The following is an 18,097-nucleotide window of genomic DNA, read 5'->3' as shown; positions in this document are numbered from 1 at the left end:
TCTGCCCCAGAATTGATGCAAATGGTCCGAGAAGCCCTGGAAGCATTAAATGTGAGTGGGATTCAACAAAAACTCTTACCCAGTCCCACCTACGCCAGTTATTCCCTCAGCTATCACCTGCCTGCACAACTGGGAAGAATCGGCCTGGTCTGGACCGAAGACCCCAATCTAGTCAGCTTTTATCATATCATGAAAGCCTGCGAAAAAGCCCTGACCCTGCAACGCTGCAAAACCCTCTATTTAATTCGCGGTGAACGCTTAGGAACGCGCAAAAACCTGGGAAATAAACTCTACTCCCAAATTTTTACCGGACATCCCCATCGCCACATTTTACCGGATATGGTATCGGTGCATTATTTGGTAACCTATCACAGTTTAGTCAATGCCGCTTGTGCGGGTGAATTAGTCGTGGGAAGTCTCACTCCTAATTTAAAAGAACTGCAAGAAATGATTCGCCATGCCCAAATTTTAGAAGAATGTCCGGTGTTACAAACTTTGGGCGTGTTTGCCGGATATACCCGAATTATCGGAGTCAGTGATAATAAACCCAAACAACTCGGACCCGCAGGCGATCGCAGCAAAGCCTTAAAGAAAGCCAAAGAGTATTTACTCGCCTTAGTCCGCACTCAGCAAATCATGGGCCGAACCGTGTTGATTCAGAATACCTTAGACCAGTTTAACGATGTGCAAGAATATCAAGTTAAAGAGTTACTCTTTCAGCTTTGCACCGAAAACAAGCTATTTATTTTAGATGAAAAAATCCCCGAATCCGCCCAGTTAATTTGTGTGTTAGAAGCCCTTGGCAAGAAGACTAGAAAATAGACAGAGTGGCAGGTTTAAAACTGCCACTCTTTAAAAAATCAGAGGGTCAAGATAGGCTTAACTTTGCCAACCATCAATCATTTTAATCATGGTTTTCGCAGCCACGCCATTAATTCGGGCCATCACATCTTCAAAATGGACAAAGGGTTCAAATGGCGTTGTATTTCGCTCGTTGACGATATTCGCGATAATCTTATTATTGATTCCCGCCTTTTTCAACCGCGAAACCAGTGGGGGTCTACTCGGCGACGCAACCCAGAGGCCACAACCTGGGTGCCCTGGGCAGTTACATAGAGAGTGACCACCGCTAGGATGAACCAGAGGCGAGACAGGGCACAGACGGAGTGAACCTCGGATTTCTGAAGATTCCAGCCATTGGACTGGTCACCCGCGAAAGGCTTCGATAATATCGAAGCGTAATCCATATTCTTTCCAAGTTTGTAAATTGGTGGGTTCATCGCTGACGATGGCCCAAAACTCACCGTTAACGTTGTTGTAGCCGATGGCTACATGCACGGGTCCATAACACTCCTGCTTGTGGAGTTTAACGCTGTGTAGGCACAGAGCCTCCCCACGCATAAGAGGGAATGTCTTGAGTTGTCGCCAGCCTTTACCCGCGAGCCAAATCCAGGTATTACTCTTGAGGCGGATACGTTCTTTGCCAGCCCAAGTCCTTGCTGAGGGCTGCCATCGCCAGCAACGTGGATAAAGCCTCGGTCCGCCAGCAAGACGACCTTGACTCCCTCGGGTAATAGATGGGGCGCTTGATACAGCATTTCTCTATATTCGTTAAAGGCAACCGAGGCACCAGAGATGTTTCAACACTCGCCACACCACGGGCAACGCCCGACCACGATACACAACCGCCAGACGAACCAGGCAATACTCCTCCCAATACGTTGAGGTATAATCGCTCAGATACAGACACTCCTCTTTCCAGTTGGCTAAGGCTGACTGAATCACCGGAATGCAAGAGTCGATGGACATTGATGCGGCTGTTGTGCAACCCGAAGCTAACCCGGCGTTGTTTACTCTGTGCCTGCTCCCCACGACAGGGAAGGCATCGGCAACCAACGGGTGAGACTGACGGAGCCCCGTTGGAGCAAAGCCACCACCATCCACAGGCAGGTCGTCAGATGAGCTCTATGAGCCCAGGGGACCGATTGACTCAACCAACTGTGCAAGGCATTATAGAGAGGGGAGCTTTTATTCACGGCGTTCTGGCTTTTGAGTGGTATCTAAGCTTAGAACGCTGGCTCCCCTATGAACAAGTCCATCGCTGAAAATCCCTGACTGTAAAACTTTCAGTCCTCATTCCCAACTTTTGTCAGTCAACCAGGGAATCTAAGCTTAGAACGCTGGCCCCCTTTTTTCAACCCCAGGGCTAAAAATCCCTGAGTGTAAAGCTTTCAGCCCTTATTCCTAACTTTTGTCAGTCAACCAGGGGAATTGGTGTTATAATTGATGACGATGTTTTGGTGACAAAAACCGGAAATGAGGTTTTAACGGCGGGAGTACCGAAGTCGGTGGAAGCATTGGAAATGCGATCTTAAGGGGGGAGAGGTCATGGTTGATTTTAATTTCACTGTAGCCATCCGAGCTTATAATGCAGAAGATAGACTGGAGTCGCTCTTAGAAAAGCTCTCATCGCAAACAAACACGGAAAATATTTCCTGGGAAATTGTCATTGTTGATAATAACAGTACGGACAACACGGCCAAAATAGTTCGAGAATATCAGTCAAACTGGCCGGAATCGTGCCCCATCAAATATTATCTCGAACCCAGACAAGGGGCCAGTTATGCCAGACAAAGAGCCATGGAAGAGGCCCAAGGTTCCTTGGTAGGGTTTTTGGATGACGATAATTTACCTTCTCCTGACTGGGTGGCTAAGGCCTATTCTTTTGGAGTTGCCCATCCAAAAGCAGGGGCTTATAGCGGTTTAGTTCATGCTATTTATGAAGTAGAACCTCCCCAAAACTTTAAGAGAATAGCTTCTTGTTTGGCCATTATCGAATGGTCGGCAAAAGAGCCGTTTTGTTTTAATTCCCAAGACCCATTAAAAAGAGGACTTTTACCGCCAGGAGCTGGTCTGGTTATTAGAAAAGAAGCTTGGGTGGAAAACGTTACCGCTAATTTAAAATTAAAAGGACCGGTGAAGGGTTCTTTAACAGTAAAAGGTGAAGATTTAGAAGCACTTTGGTATCTGAGAAAAGCGGGGTGGGAAATCTGGTTTAATCCAGAAATGCGCATCTACCATCAAATTCCTAAAAGTCGTTTGGAGAAGGAATATTTGATGAGATTGTTACGGGGTGTGGGTTTGAGCCGTCATTTTACGAGGATGTTGGGATATCAACCTTGGCAAAGACCTTTAGTGATTCCTTTATATATGGCCAACGATTTGCGCAAAGCGCTCCGCTACCGTCTCAAATATGGAAAAGAGTTAGAAACGGATATTGTGGCAGCTAGCGAAATGGAAATGTATTGGGGTAGTCTGGAAAGTCATTTGAGGGCATTCGGGGAATTTTTGAAGTGGGAAAAAACTGAGAAAAGCGATGGATTATGAAATCAGTTGAAAAAATATTAGTCAGCATAGTTATTAACAATTATAATTACGGAAGGTTTTTAAGAGAAGCAATAGACAGTGCTTTTGCTCAAACTTACCCTAATACTGAGGTTATAGTTGTTGATGATGGTTCCACAGATAACTCGCGAGAGATTATTCGCGGTTATGGAGTCAAAATTATCCCCGTATTGAAAGAAAATGGGGGGCAAGCCTCAGCTTTTAATGCAGGAGTTCTAGCTAGTAAAGGACAAATAATTTGCTTTCTTGATGCTGACGATTATTACTTCTCAGAAAAAGTAAGTAAGATTGTTGAAATTTTTGAGCAATACCCTAATGCTGGTTGGATTTTTCACAATTTGGAGGATGTGGACATCAAAGGTTTTCCTGTTGAGCTACCAGAAAAACGTTGTCTTAACCAGTTTGAATATGTTGACGGGCGAGATACAATATTGAATGGAAAATTGCTAAAGTATTGGTTTCCAGCTACGAGTGGCTTATGTTTTAAACGCGATACGATCGAGCAAATATTACCAATGCCAGAGCAATTTTTTATTTCTGGTGATGCTTTTTTAAGGTTGGCAGCAATCTATTTATCACCAGGCATACTTTTCCCAGAAAAACTGGCTATTCATCGCAGTCATGGGAATAATTTTTATGCCTTTAAAGAAAATCTTAGCGTCGAGCGGTCAAAGTTATATATTAAAGTCGCATACTATCTCAGAAAGAGATTTCCTGAAACTCAAAATTTCACCGATAGTCTTTGGGCTAATTCCTTAGTTCAACTTATTAATTATACAGGCTTGAGGGAAGCAATTAATTTTCCTGAATATCAAGCATATTGGAAATATTATCCTCAATTAATTTATGGCTTAAATTTGACGCTTAAAGTTATTTTTACCTATAGTAAAATACAGGGAAGAAGAATTTTAAATTATAGATTAAGTAGAAGGTGATGTGGTTAATTGAATTTCAATGTTTTTTCTCGTTTGAACAGCATTAAAAAAACCTCAGATGATTAACACCCATTCAGTCAAAAAAAATTTGAGAAATAGTCTGCCAAATCTAGCTCAATCTCTAGTTAACAATAGTTATCTAGAAACAAACTTTTTTTATCCTCAATACCAACAATATTTGGCAAATTATCAAAGTAAACTACCATTGCTTGCTGAAAATGATGCGGTAATTGTAGAGACTTTAAAACAACAAGGCATCTGTACAACTACCTTAAAATTTCTGGGAATACCAAGCACAAACGAATTTATCGAAGCCGTTAATCAGCTAATGGAAGAACTTACGAAAATATCAGAAAAAAGAACCAGTAAGTTTGCCATTGAATCTAATTTAGAACAGCTCCTAAAATATCCAGAAATATTTAGTTGGGGTCTTGAAGATAGATTAATAAATATTGTCTCAAATTACTTAGGTACTCCAGTTGCTTATGATACTTTTATGGCACATTTAAGCCTTGATAATGGGAAAGAAACAGCAACAAGACGCTGGCATCTAGATAATGAAGACAGAAAAGTGATTAAAATAATCATCTATTTTAATGATGTAGATGAGGATGGCGGCCCTTTTCAATATATGCACCCTGAAGTTAGTTCGTTACTTTTGAAAAAAGCCAAAGATAAATACAAATTTTTTCAAAATCAAGACATAGAAGAACTAATACCTAACCATAAAAAAGATTGGTTAACAACTTACACGGGAAAAGCTGGAACTGTAATTATTGTGGATACCGCTCGTTCTTATCATCGTGGCAAACCTCCCACAAAATCTCCCCGCCGTGCAGTTAGTTTTGGATATTTAAGCCGTCGTCCCCATCAACCTTTTCGTGCGGGTAGAAATCTTTTATCCAGAGAAGAATTATCCCTTATCGCTGCAAAACTTCCTCAAGAAAAACAGGCTTGCGTTTATTGGCAAGATGCTCTTCCTCCTCTAGTGAAATTGATTCCTAAATATTCATACCTTTATTAATTAAAAGGAGATTAATTATGTCTATTGTCCGCGATGTAGCTACTTCAATTTTTTCCTATATGTATGCCCGCAGTCTTAAAAAGCAACATCAATATAAATCCAAAAAAGAGAAAATCAGAGAGGATGTTATCCATTTTGAAATTGAGGATGGTGTGGGTCTAGAAGTTTATTGGAAAGCTCTCAAAATAGGACGCAGTGTAGCGGTTATATTTTATGCTTTTGGGTATGAAATACTTCGATTAGATTGCTATGTTGAAGGACTGGGGCACGCTCATATTCAGCTTGTAGAATGCCAACAAAAATGTAAGCCCCGTTTATTATTGCCAGAAAAAACAGTCGAGGAGCAAATAGAACGCGCAATTTTTGAATTAGAAAACAATCTCTATTACTGGTTGCAGCGCCATCCCGATCGCCAAATTCGGACGTTGAAAGTTGACCAGACTCAATTAAAGATAGCAACAGAAAAGGCAAGGGAAAAAATGTTAGAATTTGCGGAAAAAATGAAAGAAAAAGCAGCATCTACTGAAGCTATAGGTTAGCAAACTAAAAACAATTAAATTTTGAGTTTCTCAAAAAAATTACTGATAACAATTAATTATGGTCTCAATCACACAAAGACTGGAAAACTGGACATTACCTCATAAATTATGGAAAACTGGTGCTCCTCTTCCCACCCCACTGTTAGAAAGTGCAACAACAGTTATTAACAACCAACTCTATGTTTTTGGCGGCTTTACGTTCGGGTGGCAAGCGACCGAAGATGTATTTGTCTATAATCTAGAAGCCAACCAATGGACTAAATTGGGTGAAATGCCTACTGCTGTAACTCATGTTAATGCAGCTCTAGATGGGTCGCGAGTGTGGTTCGCTGGCGGATTTGTGGGCAATCATCCAGGCCCCACAACCGCTGCAGTCTGGCAATACGACGCGATCGCCAATTCCTGGAAAGAAGGTATCCCACTACCTGAAACTCGTGCCGGCGGTGGTCTCCAGATTATCAATGGCGAACTGCATTATTTTGGTGGCTTTGCAGCAGACCGAGATACTACTTGTGGAGAACATTGGTCGTTCCTACTGGAGGGGGGAACGGAGTGGGTGGAAAAAGCACCTCTGCCAAATCCGCGAGGTCATGTTTCTAGCATTGCTGTGGGTAATAAAATCTATGCTATTGGCGGTCAGCATCGCCACGATACTAATCCAGTTGATGTGGATTCGGTTCATGTTTACGATCCGCTAACAGATACTTGGTTGGAGTTGGCTAGTTTGCCCGAACCCAGGTCTCATTTTGAACCCTCAACTTTTGTAGTAGATAATTACATCATTATTATTGGCGGGCGTAACAATCAAAACCCCCACTTATTGAGTGAAAAATTAACCGATCTATTTGCCCATGAAAATGACAAACTAATTGATGATTTTCCCCTACAAGTTTTTCTGGCACTGAAGCATTCGATTAAAGGTTCTAAGTATTATACGGATTTGATTCCTAAAATTACTGTCTATGACATCAAACTAGACAGTTGGGTCGAACTGGGAGCCTTACCAACTAATCTTTATGCTTGTATTGCTAATGCGATCGGCAAATGGTTGGTTGTGACTGGAGGCGGCAGAAATCGGCATAAAAACTTCCAGTGTAGAACTTTACTCAATCAAAGTTTGATAGATGTTATTAAAACCAAAAGTAAATTATCAAAAGACATTGGCTAACTATGATTAAAAAATCTATCAAGAGCTTGTTAAAATCAATCGCTGAGATTGGCAAGCGATCGCCGAAACAAAGCGATGAATTAATCGCTCAAATCAAGCAAACAACTATGGAATATACAACCCTGGGTCGCACCGGACTCAGGGTAAGCGTGATGGGTTTGGGTGGTGGAGGATACAGCAAAATTGGTCAAAACACGGGCAAAAGTCGGGTAGAATCTATAGCTCTCGTTCGTACAGCCCTTGATTTTGGCATTAATTTATTTGATACGGCGGAAGGTTATAATACCGAAGAAATTATTGGCAAAGCAATTAAGGAGATTAAGCGTGAAGACGCGGTTTTATCTACTAAGAAAAAAATGCTTAGTCAAGACCGCTTAATTACTGGTAAAGAATTAGTCAGAGGAGTAGAAAAAAGCCTGAGAAAACTCCAAACCGATTATGTGGATATTTATAATTTGCATGGTGTAACCATAGATGAATACGATTATGTTTTAACAGAACTGGTTCCAGTGTTATTTAAAATGCGCGATGCAGGTAAAATTCGATTTATTGGCATTACGGAAGCATTTACAAAAGAGCCAAACCATAAAATGCTAAGGCGTGCTGTTAAAGATGATTGTTGGGATACTATTATGGTGGGGTTTAATATCCTCAATCAATCTGCACGAGAGCTAGTTCTTCCCCAAGCTACTGCCAAGAATATTGGCGTGTTATCAATGTTTGCTGTTAGACGAGCTTTAAGTAGTGAGAAAAATCTGAGAAAAGCTATCCTAAAATTGCAGCAAATGGGAGCTGCCGAACTTGAAATTTTAAATGCAGAAAAACCACTAGATTTTCTATTTAAGGAAGGTGGAGCTAAGAATATTACAGATGCAGCTTACCGCTTTTGTCGCCACCAACCAGGAGTCGATGTCGTGTTATTTGGTACGGGGAATGTCGAGCATCTGGCAGCTAATGTTGCTTCTTTATTGCGCCCTCCATTGCCGGATCTAGATTTGTTGAAACTTAAAGAATTGTTTGCCAATGTTGATGATTTTACAGGAAATGAAAAACTCTGATGTCCTTCTTTTTTGTCAAAATAGCCGATGAAACCAGCAGTTATTATCTATCGAGATCGATTAATTCCCTACTCGGAAACCTTCATCCCCGCACAAGTCGAGAACTTTTCATCCTATCGAGGTTTCTACGTTGGGACGTCGCGCTTCCCCACTGCCAAATCGATGCTTCCCCAGGAGAGAACAATTGTTCTCGGCGACTTGGCATCTCCTCCCGGTTTCTGGAAAACAGCCTATAAATTAACTGGTTTCGTCCACCCGCGCTGGCTTAAACCTTTACAAGATTTATCCCCTCGTTTAATTCACGCTCATTTCGGTTTGGATGGAGTTTTAGCCCTGCCTCTGGCACGAAAATTAAATCTCCCTCTAATCGTGACTTTTCATGGTTATTTTGCCACCGCAGAAATCGAACTGAATAAATCTAAAAATTTCTACGCAAATACTAGAGACTTTGTTAAAAATCGCGGTCAATTTTATCGAGAACTGTATTTTAGGAATCGCGATCGCCTCTTTCAAGAAGCCGACTGTTTCATAGCCGTTTCCGAGTTTATCCGCTCTCAAATTATCGAAAAAGGATGCCCGCCAGAAAAAATCCTAGTTAACTATATCGGCATAGACCTAGATAAATTCACCCCCAATCCCGAAGTCAAACGAGAACCTATTGTTTTATTTGTGGGGCGGTTGACAGAGAAGAAAGGATGCGAAGATTTAATTCGGGCAATGGCAGACGTTCAAAAGAACTTGCCAGAAGTAGAATTAGTAATTATTGGTGACGGACCGCTGAGTTCTTCCTTAAAAAATTTAGCCCAAAAATTACTCAAATCCTATCGCTTTCTGGGAGTACAACCCCACGAAAAAGTCAGAAATTGGATGCAAAAAGCTTCGATATTAGCAGCCCCCAGTTTAACTACAGCCCAAGGAGAATCAGAAGGCTTACCCATGACAATTCTGGAGGCGATGGCAATGAAACTGCCGGTTGTAAGTTCGATTCATGCAGGAATTCCCGAAGCAGTAATTCATCAGAAAAATGGATTTTTAATTCGGGAAAAAGACCGAGAAGCTCTGGCAGAATTTATCTTAACTTTACTTAAAAATGACCCACTGCGAGAAGAGTTTGGCGAGTTAAGTCGTACAGAAGTAGAAAGCAAGTTCGATCTGAAAAAGAATACAGCGATGTTAGAAAATATATACGATTTGTATTAACTTCAACTTAGGGACCGTTTTAACCTAGAGAGCCAGTTAAGTATTCTCAGAAAGTGCGGTTGTTCGGCGTTTCAGAAACCCGGAATTTCTGTAAAAAGTCGATTTTTAGATTACCTCAACGCAGGTCGAGTAACCAGCGTAGATTTATACGATGGGGAGCGTACCGCTATTGGAGTATTGCTCGTAGCACCTCCAGGAACGGGTAAAACTCTCCTAGCTAAGGCGATCGCTGGGGAAGCGGGAGTCCCCTTCTTCAGCATCTCCGGTTGGGAGTCGATGCTCCAGACTTAAAAGGTCGCTTATCTATCTTAGATGTTCGCGATCGCAATAAAAAACTGGCAACAGACATATCTTTGGAAGCGATCGCTCGTCGTACTCGGGGTTTCACCGGTGCTGACTTAGCTAACTTGCTCAACGAAGCAGCTATCCTTACTGCCCGCCGTCGCAAAGAAGCCATTACCATGATGGAAATTGACGATGCGGTAGATCGGGTGGTAGCCGGTATGGAAGGCACTCCTTTAATTGACGGCAAGAGCAAGCGCTTGATTTATCACGAAGTCGGTCATGCCATCGTGGGCACTCTGCTCAAAGACCACGACCCAGTACAAGTGGTTTGGCTGTTGGCAGTAAAGTTAAGAATTAAAACAGGGCCGGGGCCAATCTGGGCTAAAATGATGGGTACGCTTTCGGCTTGCGAGACGGTGAGTCGCAACTTGCGAGCAGGTTTCCCGGAAATTTGGCTCGATCCCTTGACAAAAAAAAGTCCCAGGACTATTTTTGAAAAAAAACAAACTTATGTCATGGTGGATTTTAATTTCACTGTAGCCATCCGAGCTTATAATGCAGAACAGAGACTGGAGTCGCTCTTAGAAAAGCTCTCATCGCAAACAAACACGGAAAATATTTCCTGGGAAATTGTCATCGTTGATAATAACAGTACGGACAACACGGCCAAAATCCTTCAAGAATATCAGTCAAACTGGCCCGAATCGTGCCCCATAAAATATTATCTCGAACCCAGACAAGGGGCCAGTTATGCCAGACAAAGAGCCATGGAAGAGGCCCGAGGTTCCTTGGTAGGGTTTTTGGATGACGATAATTTACCTTCTCCTGACTGGGTGGCTAAGGCCTATTCTTTTGGGGTGGCCCATCCAAAAGCAGGGGCTTATAGCGGTTTAGTTCATGCTATTTATGAAGTAGAACCTCCCCAAAACTTTAAGAGAATAGCTTCCTGTTTGGCCATTATCGAATGGTCGGCAAAAGAGCCGTTTTGTTTTAATTCCCAAGACCCATTAAAAAGAGGACTTTTACCGCCAGGAGCAGGTCTAGTTATTAGAAAAGAAGCTTGGGTGGAAAACGTTACCGCTAATTTAAAATTAAAAGGACCGGTGAAGGGTTCTTTAACAGTAAAAGGTGAAGACTTAGAAGCACTGTGGTATCTTAGAAAAGCGGGGTGGGAAATCTGGTTTAATCCAGAAATGCACATCTACCATCAAATTCCTCAAAGTCGTTTGGAGAAGGAATATTTGATGAGATTGTTACGGGGAGTTGGTTTGAGCCGTCATTTTACGAGAATGTTGGGATATCAACCTTGGCAAAGACCTTTAGTGATTCCTTTATATATGGCTAACGATTTGCGCAAAGCGATCCGCCACAGTCTCAAATATGGAAAAGAGTTAGAAACGGATATTGTGGCATCTAGCGAAATGGAAATGTATTGGGGTAGTCTGGAAAGTCATTTGAGGGCTTTAGGAGAATTTTTGAAGTGGAAAAAAGCTGAGAAATAAATAGACAAACAAAAAATAACGAGCAAAAATATGACAGGAAAAAAAGTATTATTCATTGGGTTAGATTCTGCCGAACCAGAACTTCTTAAGCAGTGGAGTGAAGATGGTAGCCTCCCTAATTTGCAAAAAATTTGGTCGAGCAGCATTTGGGGTAATGTAAAAATTCCCAAAGGTTTTAGTAATGGTGCGATGTGGCCTTCTCTATTTACTGGTGTCGATCCGAGCAAACACGCTAGATATAATTACCTTGGCATCGAGCCGGGTACATATAATTTTAAGCATCTTTTTTGTGAAGATACTGACTATGAAGCGTTACCGTTTTGGGTTGATTTGAGCGAACGAGGAAAACGAGTGGGAATTGTTGATTTACCAAGAGCTCCTCTGACAAGAGACATTAATGGATTTCAAATAGCTGATTGGTTAACTCACGATCGCCGAAATGCGATCGCTAGAAGTTATCCAGAAAGTTTAATTCGAGATGTAATTGAGACTTTTGGTGAGGATGAAATAGGAGAAAGACCAGAATTATACCTTCGCAGTCATAGCGATGAATCTTTTATCGAGCTAATGAAAAAAAGAATTGCGCTGAGGGCAGAACAAACAATTCAATTAATTCAGCAATGGGATTGCGATCTTTTTATGACGGTGTTTGGCGAACCTCACGATGTCGGTCATATGTGTTGGCATTTACGCGATCGAGAAGGCAACGATCCGGTTAAAGATGTTTATCGAGCTTTAGATGGAGCGATCGGCAAAATTATTAACAATCTTGAGAATACTGACATAATTATTTTTGCCGGACCTGGAATTACTAATAATTATGGTGCCAATGAAGGCTTCGATTCTATTTTGCAAAAAATCGAAGAAAACTATTTAAAAAAATCTAAACTGACAAAAAAAAGAAGTCAATCTCTGATTCCTAAAATCAGAAGTATTCTGAGACAATATTTACCAAAAAAAATTAGAAATAAAATTTATAATCAAATACCTGAAGCAGTCAAAAAACAAGAAAAGAAATTATTAGCAAGTCAACGGAGATTGTTTAGTTTGCCTTTTGGAAATACGGGTTATGCGATTAGAATAAATGTAGTTGGTAGAGAGCCTAATGGTCTGATTAAAAGAGGGGAAGAATATAATGAAATATGCGATTTTCTGCGTCAGTCTGTTTCTACTTTAAAAAATCTCGAAACGGGGACTCCTTTGGTAGAAGATGTTATTCAGGTAAATCAGCTTTATCGCGGTCAGGCTTTAGACCGATTACCAGATATTATTGTTTTATGGAATAGAGAATATCCTCTTAGAGTAGTTGGCTCGGAAGAACTAGGAGAATTTGAAGTTAAATGCTACACTCGCAGAACGGGAGAACATAACGATCGCGCAATATTTTGGCTTAATAGTTCATCTTTAACCCCTCAAAAGTTGGAGACTACCATTAAAGTAGAAGATTTAGCACCGACGATTGGTGTTTTATTAGACGCACCTTTAAAGGAGACGGATGGCAGGCCCATTCAGGAAATTTTAAGGCTAAAATAGATTAACATTAAATATCTAAATTTGTAATGGATAGCTCAAAAGAAAGTTTTCTTAAACTCGGTATTATTTGCAATGAATTTTTCGCTCTATCTCAAGGTCGAATGGGAGGATTTGGTCGCGCTGCTAGTCTGGTGGCTGAATGTTTCCACGATCGCCCCGAATTAGGAATAAAAGCAGTTTTTTTGGCAGGAGAAGGTTATGGAGAGCCGAATCAGCCAAATCCGATTATTCATAATACTCCTTTAATTTTACGTCAAAGAAATAAATTAGCTTACGCTCGACGTATTTGGCAAGAAAAAATTGACTTAATTTTATCAATAGATTACCGTTCTAATTATCGTTCTTTATTTTGGCTTTTACCGCACGCTCCAATTATAGTGTGGGTTAGAGATCCTCACCCTCCTGAAGATGTTGTTAAAATTAATACTGTTCGCATACCAGGTCAGGAAAATATAGAACCTCAAGGCTTAAAATCTGCTGATTGTACTTCTTTGGCGGGAATTGTTAAGGCATCTAAGTGGTTGAAACGTCCGGTATTGTTTGCCACCGTATCGCCTTTCTTAAAAACTAAAATTAAAGGAACTTATGGAGTTCAACCTCAAGAGGTGACAATCTTACCTAATATTATCAATTTAGAGCCGACCGAAATTAGGAAAAGTGCAAAACCTACTGTCATATTTTTAGCACGTCTCGACCCTTACAAACGACCTTGGTTATTTGTGGAGTTAGCTCGTCATTTTCCAGAGGTAGATTTTCTGGTTTTAGGCAAAGCTCATTTTCAGGGGAAAGGAGCATGGGAACCTCTGAATTTACCTGAAAATGTTAAATTAATGGGTCATGTGGGAGGAGAAGAAAAAACTAAAATTATTACTTCTGCTTGGGTGTTAGTTAATACCTCTATTCATGAAGGTTTAGCAATTAGTTTTCAAGAAGCGTTAAAGTGTGAAACGCCTCTTTTAAGCTGTGTTAATCCTGAAAATGTCGTCTCTGAATTTGGTATTTATGTGGGACGCTACGATGGTACTGGCATGGAAGGAATACCTAAGTTTGTAGAAGGTTTAAAAATTCTATTAGAAAACCATGAGTTACGAATTAAGTTAGGAAAAGAGGGGAGAAAATGGGTAGATAAAACCCATAATCAGGATAACTTTAAAACAGTATTTTCTGATTTGTGTAAAAAAGTAAAAGTCTATTAATTTGGCATGGATTATTTTGGCTACAGCCCATCAAGTACCATTTGACGCTTGAGGTCAGAGTCTAGGTTGCTGGTTGACTGACAAAAGTTAGGAATAAGGGCTGAAAGCTTTACACTCAGGGATTTTTAGCCCTGGGGTTGAAATCCGGGGAGCCAGCGTTCTAAGCTCTTATTCCACTCAAAAGCCAGAACGCCATGAATAAAAGCTCCCCTCTCTATAATGCCTTGTACAGTTGGTTGAGTCAATCGGTTCCCTGGGTTCATCAAGCGCATCTGACAACTTGCCTGTGGATGGTGGTGGCTTTGCTCCAACGGGGCGAAGTTAGTCTCACCCGTTGGTTGCCGATGCCTTCCCTGTCGTGGGGAGCAGGCACAGAGTAAACAACGCCGGGTTAGCTTCGGGTTGCACAACAGTCGCATCAATGTCCATCGACTCTTGCATTCCGCTGATTCAGTCAGCCTTAGCCAACTGGAAAGAGGAGTGTCTGTATCTGAGCGATTATACCTCAACGTATTGGGAGGAGTATTGCCTGGTTCGTCTGGCGGTCGTGTATCGTGGTCGGGCGTTGCCCGTGGTGTGGCGAGTGTTGAAACACAAGAGTGCCTCGGTTGCCTTTAACGAATATCGGGAGATGCTGTATCAAGCGGCGCATCTATTACCCAAGGGAGTCAAGGTTGTCTTACTGGCGGACCGAGGCTTTATCCACGTTGCTGGCGATGGCGGCGATCAGCCACGACTTGGGCTGGCAAAGAACGTATCCGCCTCAAGAGCAATACCTGGATTTGGCTCGCGGGTAAAGGCTGGCGACAACTCAAGACATTCCCTCTTATGCGCGGGGAGGCTCTGTGCTTGCACACTGTTAAACTCCACAAGCAGGAGTGTTATGGACCTGTGAATGTGGCAATTGGCTACAACAACGTTAACGGTGAGTTTTGGGCCATCGTCAGCGATGAACCCACCAACTTACAAACCTTCCCTTGAATATGGATTACGCTTCGATATTATCGAAGCCTTTCGCGGGTGACCAGTCCAATGGCTGGAATCTTCAGAAATCTGAGGTTCGCTCCGTCTGTGTTCTGTCTCGATTAGGGGTCGAGAATGGAGTCGCCTCCATCCCCTCCCATTCAAAACCGTACATGAAAGTTTCCCTTCATACGGCTCCTAGTTTGACTGCTCCTTTGTTAAGGATACAGCTTTGGCTTTCATCTAAAGCTGTCTTTTCATCGTGACAGTGGCGGTGTAGTAGTTGAAGGTTTTTATATTCATCCTTTCCACCTTGGCTTCTAGGCTGAATGGGGTCTACTTCAACTAAGTCTGACGGGGTAAAATATTGCCCACACCAGGTACACCTGCCTTTTTGCTTCTTGAGCAGTTTAGCTACTCTTGTTTGCGTATCGATTGCTTGTCCTTTTCTGGTTGCCCAGGAGGTCCAATTTCCGTCGTATGGTGTTGCATCCGGGCGCACTAGGGTGTGTCTGACAATTGGTGTCCAGTTGTGTTTATATAGACCTAACCCGTCTGGGGTTTGGAACATCCAAGTTTCTTGTCTTTCTTGCCCGTTACTGAGTCTGACCGTTCCGTGTCTGAAGTAATTCCTCAGCTTGTCATAACTTGCCTTGGAGCATCTTGAGACTGTCCATGCCCTTAACATTTGCCAAACCGTATGGTCTAGTTTGTTGAAGGTATCTGTCGATACAACTCCTGAGTAGTAGTTTGACCATCCTCGGATTATCGGGTTAAGTCTGCTAATCAGGGCTGATTGAGGTGCTGTTCTATGTTGTTTGATTACACCTTTAATCACTTCTGTATGGGCTTTAACTGCCTTTTTGCTGGGTTTGATGTGGGTTTTATGGCCGATTAGGCGGCTTTTTCTTCCACCGGTCTTCCCAGATTTGTATTTCCCGACTGGATATTGCCTGATATTGAATCCTAAAAATTCAAACCCCGGTTTTTCAGTTTTCCCCTCATATTGAATGGGGTTTAGTGTGTGACACACTCGGGTTTTTTCCGGGTTGATTTCCAGTCCCACAGGTTTTAACCATTCAGAGATGGCAGTTCGGCACTGTTCAATGATGTCAAGTGACGGTGATATCACTACAAAATCATCGGCGTATCTTATTAAGGTGGCCTGCGCTGCGCTACCTTTCTTAGGAAACCTTGTCTCAATTAGCCTAGCCATTCCATCCAGTGCGATGTTGGCTAGTAGTGGACTTATTACCCCTCCTTGTGGTGTCCCTGCATCTGTTTCCTCAAATACGCCTTTGTCCAGCACACCCGCTTTTAACCATTGTTTTAGGTCTCTTTTCAGGCGGCTTGGACATTGAATTTTGGACAGAAGGTAGTCATGGTTTATTTGGTCAAAGCACTTCGCTATGTCCGCATCAAGCACGTAGTATTCACCTTTGTTGATGCTCTGATAAATACGGGCGATTGCATCATGGGCTGACCTAGCAGGTCTGAACCTGTAGCTTGTGCTTTCAAATCTCGATTCCCATTCGGGTTCGAGTGCCAATTTCACCAAGGCTTGCCTTGCTCTATCCTGGATTGTGGGTATCCCTAGGGGGCGTTTTTCATCCCTTCCTGGTTTTGGTATCCACACCCTTCGCAGTGGTTTTGTTTTGAGGTTTCCTTTAATTTCCTCGGTTAGGTTTAGCCTTTGTCGGGGTGATACTACTACCACTCCGTTTACTCCAGCCGTTTTCTTGCCTTGGTTATCTTGGGTTACTCGCCGTACTGCTAAGAGTCGGGCATAATACGATTTCACCAATAGACGTTGCAACCTTCTGGCCTTTGCGTCCTGTCCCGATTTAGCTGCTTGGTATATTCTCTTTTGGAGCTTAAAGACGTACCTCTGGACTTTGGCCCAGTTGATACCTCTCCATACATTCGTAGTCTCGGTAGGTCCCCGTTTTCCGAAGCCCTTACTTTCTCTCGATTTCGTCATATTAACCCCATATTAACCCCTACTAGACTCTATCCTGACAATCAAACCGTAACCTGTCTGTATATCCTGACCTACAGTCAGGCGTTGGCTTCTGGTTACATCTAATCCTCTCTAAGGCATCCGCTTACACTTATTGCTACTGAGTTATCGACCAAATACCTCAGAGCCTAAAAGGGGTTAAAACGTTCCGTTTATGTGGGCATTCCATCTTTAGATTTGTCCTCTCCACCGGGGTACTTTTAAAGGTCTGTGTAGGTGGCTTGAGGATTCCCCTACTTTTTCCCTTACTCTTTTGAGCGCAGCGTGACAACCTATTTCGCTACTGGATAATTACGATGGTTCAAGTCGGACATTCGGCTTACGTCTCATGGATGGTTGGCAGTGGTCGGATTATTGGGAGTAGGTTCTCCCTCACGCCTTCCGTTCCCCGCTTCAATCTCAGGGTTGTGAATCCTGAAACTGGGGGTGGCTATCGCCGTTACCCTCAACCCTGTAACCAAACTGTTAGATTTATTACAGAGTTTGTTGACCTTGGGTCCCCTGGCCTAATTTGGTATCGAAGGATACCAAAATTCGGGACATATAAACAGTTATAAGGGTGGCCATAGATGAGCCTCTTTGTATCCAACCGAGCGGCCAGAATCCTTACCAGGTAGTTATTTCCGGCGTTTCAGCCCTAGTTCATACCTGAACGTTTCGCACACTCTTTTTTATCCTAGCGGTGGCTACTCTCTATGTAACTGCCCAGGGTACACAGGTAGTAGCTGAAGGGTTGCGTCGCCGAGTTGACCCTCACTGGTTCCGGGGCAACAGCTATTTCAGAATGGGTTGGGACTGGATTAAAACCGCTTTACAGCAAGGTTGGCAGCTCATTCACTCGGTCTGCTTCACTCTCGCTCGTGACCCCGAACCCGCTATGGCTTCTCGAAAACAACATGACAAGCGTATCTACCGTATTGAGTTCAAAATACATACTTACAAGTATCAACCTGACTAAGTTTTGTCAGTCAACCAGTAGCCGGACTCATAACCCTTTAAGACCTGTGGTTTTGAGCATTGGTAAAATTAACCGAAACTGTCATCTCACCTTCCGCCAACGAAGTCACTGCCGCCTTTCACCTGGTTTGGGTGAAAGAATTTAATAAAACTCAGGATAAAATCACCCGCCTGCGCCAATTTTCTGCCCCAGAATTGATGCAAATGGTCCGAGAAGCCCTGGAAGCATTAAATGTGAGTGGGATTCAACAAAAACTCTTACCCAGTCCCACCTACGCCAGTTATTCCCTCAGCTATCACCTGCCTGCACAA

At 42.5% G+C, this 18,097-nt stretch carries 17 protein-coding genes and 3 pseudogenes; 16 read left to right on the top strand and 4 right to left on the bottom strand.

Going from position 1 to position 18,097, the window contains the following annotated elements; translation table 11 throughout:
* Nucleotides 1–822: pseudogene (locus NG833_RS13145) on the top strand (ATP-binding protein); the annotation flags it as partial.
* A 384-nt stretch (nt 823–1,206) separates the two neighbouring features.
* Here the strand turns inward: NG833_RS13145 and NG833_RS30415 are convergent.
* The 3 genes from NG833_RS30415 to NG833_RS13135 form a co-directional block, all read right to left on the bottom strand.
* On the bottom strand, nt 1,207–1,338 hold the full coding sequence (locus tag NG833_RS30415) for a hypothetical protein (RefSeq protein ID WP_256555956.1): 132 nt from the start codon (nt 1,336–1,338) through the stop codon (nt 1,207–1,209).
* A 273-nt stretch (nt 1,339–1,611) separates the two neighbouring features.
* Nucleotides 1,612–1,809: a hypothetical protein gene (locus NG833_RS13140; protein WP_254565737.1), complete on the bottom strand. Its 198-nt coding sequence runs from the start codon at nt 1,807–1,809 to the stop codon at nt 1,612–1,614.
* A 41-nt stretch (nt 1,810–1,850) separates the two neighbouring features.
* Nucleotides 1,851–2,036: a hypothetical protein gene (locus tag NG833_RS13135; RefSeq protein WP_254565736.1), complete on the bottom strand. Its 186-nt coding sequence runs from the start codon at nt 2,034–2,036 to the stop codon at nt 1,851–1,853.
* Nucleotides 2,037–2,388: 352 nt separating this feature from the next.
* Here NG833_RS13135 and hpsE (NG833_RS13130) point away from each other — a divergent pair, with 352 nt between their 5' ends.
* The 14 genes and pseudogenes from hpsE (NG833_RS13130) to NG833_RS30405 all read left to right on the top strand — a co-directional run bounded on the left by hpsE (NG833_RS13130) (nt 2,389) and on the right by NG833_RS30405 (nt 14,826).
* Nucleotides 2,389–3,387 (top strand): hormogonium polysaccharide biosynthesis glycosyltransferase HpsE, encoded by a 999-nt coding sequence (gene hpsE / locus NG833_RS13130; RefSeq protein ID WP_254565735.1) that lies wholly within the window; start codon nt 2,389–2,391, stop codon nt 3,385–3,387.
* On the top strand, nt 3,384–4,340 hold the full coding sequence (locus NG833_RS13125; protein WP_254565734.1) for a glycosyltransferase: 957 nt from the start codon (nt 3,384–3,386) through the stop codon (nt 4,338–4,340). The genes hpsE (NG833_RS13130) and NG833_RS13125 overlap by 4 nt, the downstream gene beginning before the upstream one ends.
* 58 nt (nt 4,341–4,398) lie before the next feature.
* Complete coding sequence (locus NG833_RS13120) at nt 4,399–5,364, top strand: hypothetical protein (RefSeq protein ID WP_254565733.1); 966 nt, start codon at nt 4,399–4,401, stop codon at nt 5,362–5,364.
* Between the two features lie 17 nt (nt 5,365–5,381).
* The gene (locus NG833_RS13115) at nt 5,382–5,903 is read left to right on the top strand and encodes a hypothetical protein (protein ID WP_254565732.1); all 522 of its coding nucleotides are present in this window, start codon (nt 5,382–5,384) and stop codon (nt 5,901–5,903) included.
* Nucleotides 5,904–5,961: 58 nt separating this feature from the next.
* Nucleotides 5,962–7,071, top strand: coding sequence for a kelch repeat-containing protein (locus NG833_RS13110; protein WP_254565731.1), 1,110 nt, complete (start codon nt 5,962–5,964; stop codon nt 7,069–7,071).
* 2 nt (nt 7,072–7,073) lie between these two features.
* Nucleotides 7,074–8,129, top strand: a complete 1,056-nt coding sequence (locus tag NG833_RS13105) for an aldo/keto reductase (RefSeq protein ID WP_254565730.1) — start codon at nt 7,074–7,076, stop codon at nt 8,127–8,129.
* A 27-nt stretch (nt 8,130–8,156) separates the two neighbouring features.
* On the top strand, nt 8,157–9,329 hold the full coding sequence (locus tag NG833_RS13100) for a glycosyltransferase (protein WP_254565729.1): 1,173 nt from the start codon (nt 8,157–8,159) through the stop codon (nt 9,327–9,329).
* A gap of 153 nt (nt 9,330–9,482) precedes the next feature.
* A pseudogene (locus tag NG833_RS13095) lies at nt 9,483–9,952 on the top strand (AAA family ATPase); the annotation flags it as partial.
* Between the two features lie 48 nt (nt 9,953–10,000).
* Complete coding sequence (gene hpsE, locus NG833_RS13090) at nt 10,001–11,116, top strand: hormogonium polysaccharide biosynthesis glycosyltransferase HpsE (RefSeq protein ID WP_309143850.1); 1,116 nt, start codon at nt 10,001–10,003, stop codon at nt 11,114–11,116.
* 30 nt (nt 11,117–11,146) lie between these two features.
* A complete protein-coding gene (locus NG833_RS13085) occupies nt 11,147–12,649 on the top strand; it encodes an alkaline phosphatase family protein (RefSeq protein ID WP_254565728.1) in 1,503 nt (500 codons plus the stop codon).
* A gap of 26 nt (nt 12,650–12,675) precedes the next feature.
* The gene (locus NG833_RS13080; protein WP_254565727.1) at nt 12,676–13,845 is read left to right on the top strand and encodes a glycosyltransferase family 4 protein; all 1,170 of its coding nucleotides are present in this window, start codon (nt 12,676–12,678) and stop codon (nt 13,843–13,845) included.
* Between the two features lie 194 nt (nt 13,846–14,039).
* On the top strand, nt 14,040–14,225 hold the full coding sequence (locus NG833_RS13075) for a hypothetical protein (RefSeq protein ID WP_254565726.1): 186 nt from the start codon (nt 14,040–14,042) through the stop codon (nt 14,223–14,225).
* Nucleotides 14,226–14,519: 294 nt separating this feature from the next.
* Nucleotides 14,520–14,642: a hypothetical protein gene (locus tag NG833_RS30410; protein WP_256555955.1), complete on the top strand. Its 123-nt coding sequence runs from the start codon at nt 14,520–14,522 to the stop codon at nt 14,640–14,642.
* Between the two features lie 52 nt (nt 14,643–14,694).
* Nucleotides 14,695–14,826, top strand: a complete 132-nt coding sequence (locus NG833_RS30405) for a hypothetical protein (protein ID WP_256555954.1) — start codon at nt 14,695–14,697, stop codon at nt 14,824–14,826.
* A gap of 169 nt (nt 14,827–14,995) precedes the next feature.
* Here the strand turns inward: NG833_RS30405 and ltrA are convergent, their stop codons facing one another.
* Entirely contained in the window at nt 14,996–16,789 is a 1,794-nt protein-coding gene (ltrA, locus tag NG833_RS13070) for a group II intron reverse transcriptase/maturase (RefSeq protein WP_254565725.1), read from the bottom strand.
* Between the two features lie 1,056 nt (nt 16,790–17,845).
* Between ltrA and NG833_RS13065 the strand changes: the two are divergent.
* Nucleotides 17,846–18,097 (top strand): annotated as a pseudogene (locus NG833_RS13065) (ATP-binding protein); the annotation flags it as partial.

Origin of the sequence: Oscillatoria sp. HE19RPO (genome assembly GCF_024220515.1) — a bacterium.
Classification (GTDB): Bacteria; Cyanobacteriota; Cyanobacteriia; order Cyanobacteriales; family Laspinemataceae; genus Laspinema.
Note: the sequence above shows the minus strand (reverse complement) of the source record. Positions and strands in the feature narration are given on the sequence as shown.

What these genes read in the sequence shown, in the direction of transcription:
- NG833_RS13140 (WP_254565737.1), bottom strand. Translation starts at nt 1,809, where the DNA reads ATGTCCATCGACTCTTGCATTCCGGTGATTCAGTCAGCCTTAGCCAAC.
- hpsE (WP_254565735.1), top strand. Translation starts at nt 2,389, where the DNA reads ATGGTTGATTTTAATTTCACTGTAGCCATCCGAGCTTATAATGCAGAA.
- NG833_RS13125 (WP_254565734.1), top strand. Translation starts at nt 3,384, where the DNA reads ATGAAATCAGTTGAAAAAATATTAGTCAGCATAGTTATTAACAATTAT.
- NG833_RS13120 (WP_254565733.1), top strand. Translation starts at nt 4,399, where the DNA reads ATGATTAACACCCATTCAGTCAAAAAAAATTTGAGAAATAGTCTGCCA.
- NG833_RS13115 (WP_254565732.1), top strand. Translation starts at nt 5,382, where the DNA reads ATGTCTATTGTCCGCGATGTAGCTACTTCAATTTTTTCCTATATGTAT.
- NG833_RS13110 (WP_254565731.1), top strand. Translation starts at nt 5,962, where the DNA reads ATGGTCTCAATCACACAAAGACTGGAAAACTGGACATTACCTCATAAA.
- NG833_RS13105 (WP_254565730.1), top strand. Translation starts at nt 7,074, where the DNA reads ATGATTAAAAAATCTATCAAGAGCTTGTTAAAATCAATCGCTGAGATT.
- NG833_RS13100 (WP_254565729.1), top strand. Translation starts at nt 8,157, where the DNA reads ATGAAACCAGCAGTTATTATCTATCGAGATCGATTAATTCCCTACTCG.
- hpsE (WP_309143850.1), top strand. Translation starts at nt 10,001, where the DNA reads ATGATGGGTACGCTTTCGGCTTGCGAGACGGTGAGTCGCAACTTGCGA.
- NG833_RS13085 (WP_254565728.1), top strand. Translation starts at nt 11,147, where the DNA reads ATGACAGGAAAAAAAGTATTATTCATTGGGTTAGATTCTGCCGAACCA.
- NG833_RS13080 (WP_254565727.1), top strand. Translation starts at nt 12,676, where the DNA reads ATGGATAGCTCAAAAGAAAGTTTTCTTAAACTCGGTATTATTTGCAAT.
- NG833_RS13075 (WP_254565726.1), top strand. Translation starts at nt 14,040, where the DNA reads ATGAATAAAAGCTCCCCTCTCTATAATGCCTTGTACAGTTGGTTGAGT.
- ltrA (WP_254565725.1), bottom strand. Translation starts at nt 16,789, where the DNA reads ATGACGAAATCGAGAGAAAGTAAGGGCTTCGGAAAACGGGGACCTACC.